At 44.3% G+C, this 10,350-nt stretch carries 11 protein-coding genes and 1 pseudogene; 2 read left to right on the top strand and 10 right to left on the bottom strand.

The annotated features are described in order from the left end of the window. Positions 1 to 389 precede the first annotated feature (389 nt). From A3766_RS03445 to bioB, 7 genes are all read right to left on the bottom strand, one after another. The gene (locus tag A3766_RS03445) at positions 390 to 1,373 is read right to left on the bottom strand and encodes a putative metalloprotease CJM1_0395 family protein (protein WP_068509787.1); all 984 of its coding nucleotides are present in this window, start codon (positions 1,371 to 1,373) and stop codon (positions 390 to 392) included. Between the two features lie 61 nt (positions 1,374 to 1,434). Continuing rightward, on the bottom strand, positions 1,435 to 1,677 hold the full coding sequence (locus A3766_RS03440; RefSeq protein ID WP_068509785.1) for a flagellar basal body rod C-terminal domain-containing protein: 243 nt from the start codon (positions 1,675 to 1,677) through the stop codon (positions 1,435 to 1,437). 157 nt (positions 1,678 to 1,834) lie between these two features. Beyond that, entirely contained in the window at positions 1,835 to 2,539 is a 705-nt protein-coding gene (gene bioD / locus A3766_RS03435) for a dethiobiotin synthase (protein ID WP_068509783.1), read from the bottom strand. 81 nt (positions 2,540 to 2,620) lie between these two features. Beyond that, the gene (gene bioC, locus A3766_RS03430) at positions 2,621 to 3,412 is read right to left on the bottom strand and encodes a malonyl-ACP O-methyltransferase BioC (protein WP_068511408.1); all 792 of its coding nucleotides are present in this window, start codon (positions 3,410 to 3,412) and stop codon (positions 2,621 to 2,623) included. After that, positions 3,409 to 4,176, bottom strand: a complete 768-nt coding sequence (locus A3766_RS03425; protein WP_068511407.1) for an alpha/beta fold hydrolase — start codon at positions 4,174 to 4,176, stop codon at positions 3,409 to 3,411. Before A3766_RS03425 ends, bioC begins: the two co-directional genes overlap by 4 nt. Beyond that, positions 4,169 to 5,383, bottom strand: coding sequence for an 8-amino-7-oxononanoate synthase (gene bioF, locus A3766_RS03420; RefSeq protein WP_068553262.1), 1,215 nt, complete (start codon positions 5,381 to 5,383; stop codon positions 4,169 to 4,171). The genes A3766_RS03425 and bioF overlap by 8 nt, the downstream gene beginning before the upstream one ends. A 108-nt stretch (positions 5,384 to 5,491) precedes the next feature. After that, on the bottom strand, positions 5,492 to 6,562 hold the full coding sequence (bioB, locus tag A3766_RS03415; RefSeq protein ID WP_068513447.1) for a biotin synthase BioB: 1,071 nt from the start codon (positions 6,560 to 6,562) through the stop codon (positions 5,492 to 5,494). A gap of 65 nt (positions 6,563 to 6,627) precedes the next feature. On the opposite strand from bioB, the pseudogene A3766_RS32565 reads away from it, so the two are divergent. Continuing rightward, positions 6,628 to 6,861, top strand: a pseudogene (locus tag A3766_RS32565) (double zinc ribbon domain-containing protein); the annotation flags it as partial. 39 nt (positions 6,862 to 6,900) lie between these two features. Then, positions 6,901 to 7,401 (top strand): ComF family protein, encoded by a 501-nt coding sequence (locus A3766_RS03410; RefSeq protein WP_156490357.1) that lies wholly within the window; start codon positions 6,901 to 6,903, stop codon positions 7,399 to 7,401. Between the two features lie 23 nt (positions 7,402 to 7,424). On the opposite strand, the gene A3766_RS03405 is transcribed toward A3766_RS03410, so the two are convergent. From A3766_RS03405 to A3766_RS03395, 3 genes are all read right to left on the bottom strand, one after another. Further along, positions 7,425 to 8,555 (bottom strand): NAD(P)/FAD-dependent oxidoreductase, encoded by a 1,131-nt coding sequence (locus A3766_RS03405; RefSeq protein WP_068513414.1) that lies wholly within the window; start codon positions 8,553 to 8,555, stop codon positions 7,425 to 7,427. Positions 8,556 to 8,694: 139 nt separating this feature from the next. Continuing rightward, entirely contained in the window at positions 8,695 to 9,804 is a 1,110-nt protein-coding gene (locus A3766_RS03400) for an OmpA family protein (protein ID WP_068507820.1), read from the bottom strand. A 338-nt stretch (positions 9,805 to 10,142) separates the two neighbouring features. Then, positions 10,143 to 10,350: OmpA family protein (locus tag A3766_RS03395; RefSeq protein WP_156508655.1), on the bottom strand; the 208-nt coding region annotated here is incomplete at its 5' end.

The raw sequence follows: 10,350 nt of genomic DNA, 5'->3' as shown, positions 1-10,350 counted from the left end.
AAATATATTTATTTACGTTTTAACGCTTGTTAAAAACTAATAAAATTCGTTTATTAACGTCGACTCTTACAGTCAATCAGGTCACCCACCGTATTAAGCTATTCGTTCATAGCAGGTCGTTGAGTGGGTCACTTCAATTCGAGCATTTACTCGATTTTCAAGCATTGAATATCAAACGACTGTTTGAAACATACGTTTGCTTAAAGCCAATGTCAAGATTTCCTTACAAAAAATCCGATAATTCATATGAAAAAAAAGCGCATAGCGGACAGGAAAATACCGCCACCAAACCACGACATATCGGCAAAATTAGTTGTAAAACAGAAGATTAGCAGCTTTTTTAAAAACTGCACTGAAATAGAAAAGGGAATTTGTAATTTTTTATTGTTTTAGATTAGGTCGTCAATATCAGAAACAGTTTTTTGATCAAGTGAAGCAATTCTTTCGAATTCCTGAACACTTAAAACCTGAGCACTGCGTTCATCTTTTCGAGCGTCGGTCTGCTCTTTCTCTTTCTCAAGGCGATCTTTATTCTCTTGAGCTTGTAGCTGTGTTTGCTCTAACTCTTGAGCTTGTAGCTGTGTTTGCTCTAACTCTTGAGCTCTCTTTTCAACCAATTCAGCTTGAGCCTGAGCTATTACCCTTTGAGCCTGAGCTGCCACAGCACGATCCTGACCAGAAGGCTCGGCAGGAGCATTCGCTGCAGCTTTGACCGTATTCATTTTTGAAATTGTAGCTTGAGGGTCATTGGGAATAGGCGATATATCGATTGAAACCTCCCCTCCCACAGCATAACGATTTCCATCAGGGCCAGACTGATAAGTAAATGATGCGGCACCAGCATATTGACCGCCCACCGCTTTATGGGCCTGCTCATGTGCTCTCACTTCCTGATCTCTTGCTCTAAGCTCCGCTATCTGTTCCTCAATAATCGCTTCTTGTTGCTCTTCTATACGGCGTTCACCGGCACTTTCTGTTGAACTTCGCTCAACACTCTGCTGGTCGCCATTCTGAGTTCGCACCTCATCTTCAAGGTCGGAGTCATCACTCCCAACTGTACGACCATCTTCATCAGCAATTAGCTTGCTCGCGACCTCATCGTTCTCAAAAGGCGCTGCTCGTTGATCATCGTCGACATAAAGTTGTTCTTGGTTATTCTTAGCCAATGAAATTCGGCTGTATAACTGGGGAAGGGCTGCATTGGCAGCAGCTTGGGAATTCTCACTTACTGACAGGCCAACTTTAACCGCTGGCGTGGTACTGACCGAAGCCAAGTCTTTTGAACTGGAGTTATTTGAGTTTTGCTCAGACGTCACCGTCTTCTGCTCAGCATGAACTGGCGAAGATAGATTTGTTTGCGGCGATATATTCATAACAAAACCTCTCTATTGAGGTAACTTCCAGCTATTAAATAAAACTTAAGGCCCTCACGTATTAAGCCAAGGTATCAAGCAAGGTTCCTAAAACTTCGTCAGCTGTTTTGACTACTTGCGCCGATGCTTCAACTGACCTTTCATATAATTTTAAATCAACTATTGGTTCAATTACACTAGAACTGGAGCCTTCGCTATTACTTACAGTACTCGCATTCACAATCTCTGTTGCAGCTTTCTGCATACCCTCTTGACCTTGCTGTAAGCCTTGAATACCGGTCTGTAAAACAGTATTTACATTCATGACAAGCACCTATACGAAGTAAAGAATTCAGCAAATATTGTGACTATTTTCTGCGAACACTCTAATACTAATTACTCGAGCAATTCAGACACTGCTCTCCTTATGTATGTTATTTAAGCAAATATCTGTATGTTTTTCAACCAGCCTGATCAAAGCCTTACAAATCTAGACAGTCCAGATTCACATATTTACAAAGCTCCTCAGGCTTACCGCTCTCGCTAAAAGGTAAGTGAGCAATAAGCGGTGCACCTAAAGCCGAGCTTAAAGTCGCTATATTTTCAGCTTCATAGCTCATTGTTTCTCTCGACAAACTATTCGCAACCCAACCAGCTATCTCCAAGCCATCTCTTCTGATTGCCTCTGCACTTAGCATCGCATGATTCAAACACCCCAAACGCAAACCAACAACTAGAATAACTTTATAGTTCAACTGTCGTGCCAAGTCAGCCATCGTTTCTCTTGGGCTAATCGGTACCCGCCACCCCCCTGCTCCTTCGATAAGTGCGAAATCCGGTTTCTTCATCAGCGCTCCACGACAGATACCCGTAATACGCGATGCACTTGGCGTTCGCTTTTCAAGCGCAGCAGCAATATGTGGCGAAGCTGCTTCTTTGAGTAATACTGGGTTAACTTGACTGTACGGTAGATCGACCGACATATGTGACATCAAGGCGACAGCATCTTCATTTCGCATGCTTACTTTATCATTAGCATCTTTATACTCATCAGCACCTGCAGCGATTGGCTTTAGAGCCATCGAACTCAAGCCTTTCGAGTTTGCAGCAGCCAACAGAGCACAGCTGGAAAAAGTCTTTCCAACTTCTGTATCGGTACCCGCGACAAAATATACATTCGCCATCATCTATTACCTTATATTTCTTTAATATTGAGTCAGTCTATTGGCTACAGTTTTCTAGGCTAAGTTACTAGACCTACGCTAAAACTACGTTTTAACCAATACCCCCCACAAAACCTGATATGTTGCGGGCAAATAACCGCCTTCTACACGCTTCGCCTCATAAGCTGAAACAAAGTCTCTTAGCTTGGCCTTGCCTGTCATTCCCGTTGGTCGATGAGCCGTAATGTTATGCGCTCCCAACATTTTTAGCTCACGAGTTAACTCCCGCACTGAAGAGTATCGAAGAACTTTAGCCTCTTGACTAAAGGTGCGAACATCAAACGCTATATTATCCAAGGCCCGCTTATGCTCCTGAAAGCTACCAAACTCATTAACATGCTGAAGTTCATCAACTTCGTGCCACGCTTCTTTTAATTCAAACAAGGAACCGTCAATCAGGGTAGAAAATGCAAACATGCCACCCGGTTTTAATATTCGCTGTACTTCTGCAAACATCTTTGGGAGGTCGGCACACCATTGAATCGCTAAACTGGAAAAAACCAAGTCATGGCTACTGGACGCTATTGGTAAATTTTCGGCGTCGCCAGCAAGCCAAAACTGACCATCAGCCGCATGCTGAGAACGCGCATAAGTGAGCATATCTACCGACAAATCAACGCCCATATACTCTGCGGAAGAAAATCTCTCCTTTAACTTATCAGACGAATACCCGGTACCACAGCCCAAGTCAATCATTCGACGGCAATCGTTTAAGGAAATCTTACTCAAGAGCCTATCAGCAGTCCAACGTTGAAAATGCGCTACTGAGTCATAACTGGCAGCAGCTCGACCAAAAGACCGGGCTATCTGGGATTTTTCTATCGAGTCAATCGTCATAGAGTTTCCAAAAACGAGAACAAGTGCTTTTTAATATCCATAGCATGCCTGGCACAGGGTAAATGCCCCATGTCATTAACTACCTTTACGCGACATTCGTTAGCTACCGGACTCTCAGCAACTTGATTCTCGATATAGATTGCCAAGTCTTGAGCGATTAGACTGTCATGACTACCTAGAAGCCAATACATTGGAGTTGATATATTTTCCAGGCACTGTCTTAAGTCCAAGCTTTTCAGTAAACCTAAACCAAACTCTAAACTAGATTTTGGCGGCAGCGACTCCACTGTATAAACTAAATGCAGGAACTTTTTGTCCAAGTGTCGGTACTGACTTCCCGATAACAGTAAAAAGGAAAAACGACGAACCAGCTGCGACCACTCTTCAGCCTCAACCAAGCCCTGCAACGAATCAAAGTCTTCAGTTGTGACGCCATAGGGCCAACCATCCTGATTAACGAAACATGGGGTCGATTGAAGAAGAGCCACGCCTTCAACAAATCCCTTACGTAACTTTTCAGAACTATAGTTAGACAAATAGTTAAGAGCCAGCTGACCACCAAGAGACCAAGCTGCAACAAGCGTTCCTGGCTGAACACAGTCGTCAATAGCTCGACTACATTCATCCAAGGATGTCAGACCAGCAAGACTCAAGACATCAATAGAATATCCGTCAAAACCTTCTGCAAAAAAGTCTTCCCACATCGAGGTCGGCGCTGACCAGCCATTCACTAACACAATATGTTGCACAGTTTGCTTAGACATCTGGTGTCACAATACCTAAATCTATCGCCATACTGAGGGCATCGAGCAGTTGCTCAACGTGGGCTAGATCATGATCAGCACTAAAGGTCACACGTAAGCGCGAGGTATTAGCAGGAACAGTAGGAGGACGAATAGCGGTTACCAGTATGCCCTGACTAAGCAGGAAGTTTGACAGTGCGATAGCATCATCACTACTGCCGATAATCAAAGGCTGAATAGGACTATTTGATTCAACAAGACAATAACCTAGCGCTTGTGCCTCAAGCCTAAAGTAAGTGATCAAAGAGGATAAATGTGCTCGCTTCTGATCGGCTTTTTTAATCAGATCAAGACTAGCTCGTGTTGCAGCCGCAATCGCCGGTGGCATAGCTGTTGTATAAATATAAGGGCGTGCCGCTTGAGTCAGGTAATCGATTAGAAGCTCTGAACCAGCAACAAAAGCACCTGATGTACCAAAGGCTTTGCCAAAGGTACCCATCAACACAGGAACGTCTTTCTGAGCAAGTCCAAATACATTACATGAGCCTTTTCCCTGTTCACCAATAACACCCAAGCCATGCGCGTCATCAACCATTAATAAGGCACCTTGCGCAGTGCAGGTTGCTGCAATATCTTTCAGGGGTGCGATATCTCCATCCATGCTGAATATGCCGTCACTGACGACTAAGGCCTTGCTTTGTTTCACACCTACCGGCTGACTACGTGTCGAGAGCTTATCTAAATGAGAACTAAGGCTGGAAACGTCATTGTGTAAGTAGCGTTGAAAGCGAGCTCCACTCAATAAGCCACCATCTATAAGCGAGGCGTGGTTAAGCTTATCCTGCAGCACAATGTCGCCCTTTCCTACCAGGGTAGATACCACTGCCAAGTTGGCCATATAGCCACTAGAAAAAACCAGCGCTTTATCACGCCCGGTAAACTCTGCAAGTTCGCACTCTAAGGCTTCATGTTCTTGATGATGCCCAACGACAAGATGCGAGGCGCCACTGCCCACACCACTCCTGTCGATACAGGATTTGGCTGCTTTCTTCAGCGCAGTATGATTCGCTAAACCTAGATAGTCATTACTACAAAAGGAAAGAAGCTTACGACCATCAACAAGCGGTTCAATCTGCTGAGGCGAACTTAGCAAGCGATGAGAACGCAATAAACTCTTAGCTTTTAGAGCGTCAATCTCTTGCTGCCAAAGGTCTTCAAAAATAGACATACACTAAACCAATTACTGCTTATACAGCTAACAAAACCTATCTACTCAGAAGAAAGGATCAGTGGCCTAATTTGATTAAGCAGACCACTCGTTGCGAACCATCAGAAATTAAACAAGTGATTGAGATTGTTCATTTCCAGCTGGGGAAGCCGCTTCGTAAAACAAATGCTTATTAGCTTCTGCGTCAATCGCCTTATTTAGTTGAGCTTCCTGATCGGCATCAGACTTTTCAATGCGCTGTTCAGGGCGTAAGCCCAAACGCTTGAACAATTGCATATCTTTATGAGACTCAGGGTTAGGAGTAGTCAACAGGCACTCACCATAGAAAATTGAGTTTGCTCCAGCCATAAATGCCATTGACTGCATCTCATCTGACATCGCTTCCCGCCCTGCAGATAGGCGCACATGACTCTTAGGCATCATGATACGTGCAACAGCAATACAACGAATAAATTCAAACTTATCCAAGTCGTCAACGTTTTCAAGTGGCGTTCCCTTCACTTTAACCAGCATATTGATGGGGACACTTTCAGGATGAACTGGCAAGTTTGCTAACTGCACAAAAAGTCCTACACGATCAGTTGCCTTTTCACCCATACCAACGATGCCGCCACTACAGACTTTCATACCTGCGTCACGAACATGAGACAGTGTATCCAGTCGATCCTGATAGCTTCTAGTGGTAATAATCTTATCGTAATATTCGGGAGAGGTATCCAAATTATGGTTGTAATAATCCAGGCCTGCATCGCCCAGCTGGTCGGCCTGATCCTGGGTTAATTTACCCAAGGTCATACAGGTCTCAAGCCCCATATCTTTAACACCTTTAACCATTTCTAATACATAAGGTAGGTCTTTATCACTCGGGTGTTTCCAAGCGGCCCCCATGCAGAAACGACTACTTCCTTTTGCTTTTGCTTCTTTGGCTTTCTCTAGTACTTTTTCAACCTGTAGCAAGCGCTCTTTTTCCAGGCCAGTATTGTAATGTCCGCTCTGCGGGCAATATTTACAATCCTCAGGGCAAGCACCCGTCTTGATCGACAGCAAAGTACTCACTTGAACTTCGTTGGGATCGAAATTGTCTCTATGCACAACTTGCGCTTTAAACATCAAATCATTAAACGGCAAGTCGAATAAAGCCTGAACTTCGGCAGCAGTCCAATCGTGTCGTACGCTCATAAGTATGTTCTCGTGTGCAAAACCATGGTAAAACATGCGTCAACTTTATACATCAACGCTTAAGGATGAGTGTAATGATAAGCTTCACCAAAAAGTTGTCAACCAAATTTCATTTTTTGGTTAACAACTGGCATGCTCTGGATATTATTTTTCAATCCCCTTGCTTACTATGCGACGCCATAACTCTAAATAAATCAGCGATTTGCAAATCTTGCTTAGCGGACTTGGAATGGAATGTTACATTCTGCAAGCAATGCTCGCTTCCAATGAATAGCGAGAGTTGTAAAGAGCTTATCTGTGGAGAATGCCTTAGCAGTCCTCCCCCGTTCAAGACATGTGTGGCGCCATTCAACTATTCCTTCCCGATCAATAGCATCATTTATAGAGTTAAATCATCTGGAGAACAATATTGGCTGAAGAGCTTAGGTCTCGAGTTTTGTCGTTACCTAGAGCTCTACCATAAGGACCTTCCCCAACCAGACTTTATCGTTCCCATTCCATTGCACAGGGATAAACTCAAAGAGCGCGGATTCAATCAAGCCGAATCGTTAGCAGTACTGTTAGGGAAACATCAAAAGTTAGCCGTAAATACAAAGTTGATAGTTAAATCCAAGATGAGCGCCGACCAAAAAAGTCTTAACAAAGTTCAGCGACTAATAAACCTCAAAGGATGTTTTACTATAGATAACCCTCAAGTAGTCAAAGACAAACACATTGTGTTAGTTGATGACGTCGTGACCACAAAAGCGACCAGCGAAATATGTAGCCAATTACTCCTTGATAAAGGGGCGAGTCGCGTTGATATCTGGAGTCTGGCCAGAACACCAAAAGCCAGCTAGGCAAATAGCCATAAAGAGTAATGTTATAGTTTTTCTTTCTTCAGAATAGAGTAAATATACTCTGCAATAGCCAAAGAAGATGTTAAACCTGGCGACTCAATTCCAAGTAAGTTTACTAAGCCTGCTACACCATGATCAGCAGGCCCTTGTATGGAAAAGTCAGCTGCCATGTTTCCGGGAGGGACAATTTTAGGCCGGACACCGGAGTAATCAGCATGCATTTTATCGAGCTCTACTTCAGGCCAATATTTACTCACCTCTGCGTAAAACTGCTCCCGTTTTTTCGGGTCCACCTTATAGTCAATGTGCTCAACATCAGTCACGTCCAGCCACTCAACATCCGGGCCAAATTTAGCAGCTCCCTGCATATCAAGCGTAAGATGAACACCCAGACCTCCCGGCTCAGGAACCGGATAGACTAAATGATCAAAAGGAGCTGCGCCGCTATAAGCAAAGTAACTTCCTTTGGCAAAGAAAGCTTTCGGTAACTCGGCAATAGAAATGGCTGGAGAATCATTAACAAGAGGCTGAGCATTTAGACCTGCAGAGTTGATGCAGCACTTCGTTCTTATCAGAGCCTCCCCGCCATTGAGAGTAAGCTCAACTCCACCCTCATCCTGCCCGGTTATCTGGAGCTCTGAGTTAAACACGCACTGACCACCGTTTGCCTCAAGATCAGCCTGCAATTGAAGCATATAGGCATGACTATCCAAAACGCCTGTCGAAGGCGACAATAAGGCTGCTTTACCCACTATCGCTTGCTCTAGCTTATTAAGTTCTACAGAACCGATGAAGCGAAGATCGTCTACACCATTAAGTTGAGCTTGGTTTTTAATTTCCTGAAGACGAGCTATCTGATCATCACTTGTCGCAACAATCAATTTTCCACAAGCTTTGAAAGGAAGGTGATGCTTAGCACAATAGTCATATAACATTTCTTTCCCAGCCACGCATAGCTGAGCTTTTAAGGAACCTTTTGGGTAATATATTCCTGCATGGATCACTTCACTATTGCGTGAAGAAGTCTGCGTGCCAATGCTGGATTCTTTATCGACGAGCAAAACTTCCCGACCCTCAAGAGCTATTCGCCTCGCTATTGCTAAACCAACAACTCCAGCTCCGATCACCAGGCAATCCACATTAAACTGTTCCATCGCTATTTGCGCCTCACAATTCTTCTCTTAACTCCTTTAGCGAGCAGCTATGACCCTACATTAAACAAAAAAGGCCTACAAGACCGAAACTTCGACCCATGTAGACCCTCATACTATTGCTCTAAAGACTAGAGCTGACTTAACGCAATGCTTCTTTGGTCACCTGAGCCTCAAGCACTGCGACCACTCGCCTATTTTTAGCGCGCCCATCTTCAGTCTCGTTGTCTGCAATCGGCTGCTCCTCACCGAAGCCTTTTGCGGCAACTCGCTCTTCAGCGATGCCGAACTCGTCAACCAATACTCGCCTAACAGACTCAGCTCTACGTTGAGATAGCTTCAGATTGTACCGACGACTGCCTTGGTAATCCGTGTGTCCCTCCACCGTCAAAGTCGTTGATACGACTTCTTTCATAAAGTCTGCGATCTTCTTAACTTCCGGGTAGTATTCTAGCGTTAACTCATCACTTTTCGCTGCAAACTTAATATCCATGGTAATTGCAACCTGCTTGGTCAACATGACGGCACAACCCGTTTCATCTACACGGAATGATGGGTTTGTACCAGGGCACAAATCAGTATCATCGAATACACCATCTAAATCTTCATCAGTTGGTTCTGGCTCAGGCTCAGGCTCAGGCTCCGGTATTGGTTCGGGTTCTGGTTCGGGCTCTGGCTCCGGTTCCGGCTCTGGTTCCGGAATTGGCTCTGGTTCAGGCTCTGGAGCCTCTCGAATAAACTCTCGACCAAATGAATAACCCAAAGTCATTCTGACACCTAAGTCTGTTTGCTCATGATCGGCACCATGCAAAGCTAACAGTTCACCACGAAAAATATAGTTGGTATCCTGATAGGCCTTTACTCCTAAGCCCAAGTGAATTGCAGTTTCTTTTACTTTGCTGCTACTTTTCAAGTCAAACTTCTGATGGCCCATGCCCGCCGATAAGAAAGCTCGGGTGTTACCCTCATTCAGGTGATAGAGCACGCCTGGAGACAAACGTTTAGTCCGGCTATCAGGACCTCCCCTTTTGCCATCAGCGTTATACATGGAAAACCACAGGTCCCAGGATAAGTCACTACTTAATGGTCGCTCAAACCCAGCTTCAAAGCTAAGCCCTTCCTCAAGATTGCGATCTGAGTCGAACAAATACCCTGCTGCACCAAGATATAATTCACCATCTCGAATAAATTCTGCACTCACGGGGTGAGCTAAAAAGCAAGCCAATAAGGCAAGTATGATTTTAAAGTTCATGTTTCGGCTATCCTTAAATCGCGCACCACAACTCACGTAGATTATAATTGGAAAGAACTTGATACGTTCGTACAAACTTCGGTGACGCTGATTAACTGTTAATGCAATTCCCGTTACTTTTAAGGCGCAAACTTACCAAGGAATCTCATACAATTCCATGCGCTTTTGTCGCATTTGCTAGGCAGTTAGCGCTTCGATCTAAAAATATTAACTCAAAACGCCTTCTGAAGAATTAAAACTATCCCTCACTCACAAAAAACCGCCCTGCACTTTTCGGTGCAGAGCGGTTTAAGATAGAGATCGGCCTTCAAACCATGAGGCCGATATTGATTAAGCGCTTATTTAGTCGCAGCCTTCTTAATACTTGATTCAACTACCGCTACAACACGACGGTTAGCCGCTCTACCTTCAGATGTAGCATTATCAGCAATAGGCTGCTCCTCACCAAAACCTACAGACTTAACACGAGCAGCAGGCAAACCAAACTTATCAGTCAAAACCTTACTTACAGAATCTGCACGACGCTGCGATAAAGCTTTGTTGTAT

The sequence above is a fragment of the Oleiphilus sp. HI0132 genome, from assembly GCF_001635845.1.
Note: the sequence above shows the minus strand (reverse complement) of the source record. Positions and strands in the feature narration are given on the sequence as shown.

What these genes read in the sequence shown, in the direction of transcription:
- bioC (WP_068511408.1), bottom strand. Translation starts at nt 3,412, where the DNA reads ATGACGATTGACTCGATAGAAAAATCCCAGATAGCCCGGTCTTTTGGT.
- A3766_RS03440 (WP_068509785.1), bottom strand. Translation starts at nt 1,677, where the DNA reads ATGAATGTAAATACTGTTTTACAGACCGGTATTCAAGGCTTACAGCAA.
- bioF (WP_068553262.1), bottom strand. Translation starts at nt 5,383, where the DNA reads ATGTCTATTTTTGAAGACCTTTGGCAGCAAGAGATTGACGCTCTAAAA.
- A3766_RS03405 (WP_068513414.1), bottom strand. Translation starts at nt 8,555, where the DNA reads ATGGAACAGTTTAATGTGGATTGCCTGGTGATCGGAGCTGGAGTTGTT.
- bioB (WP_068513447.1), bottom strand. Translation starts at nt 6,562, where the DNA reads ATGAGCGTACGACACGATTGGACTGCTGCCGAAGTTCAGGCTTTATTC.
- A3766_RS03400 (WP_068507820.1), bottom strand. Translation starts at nt 9,804, where the DNA reads ATGAACTTTAAAATCATACTTGCCTTATTGGCTTGCTTTTTAGCTCAC.
- A3766_RS03425 (WP_068511407.1), bottom strand. Translation starts at nt 4,176, where the DNA reads ATGTCTAAGCAAACTGTGCAACATATTGTGTTAGTGAATGGCTGGTCA.
- bioD (WP_068509783.1), bottom strand. Translation starts at nt 2,539, where the DNA reads ATGATGGCGAATGTATATTTTGTCGCGGGTACCGATACAGAAGTTGGA.
- A3766_RS03445 (WP_068509787.1), bottom strand. Translation starts at nt 1,373, where the DNA reads ATGAATATATCGCCGCAAACAAATCTATCTTCGCCAGTTCATGCTGAG.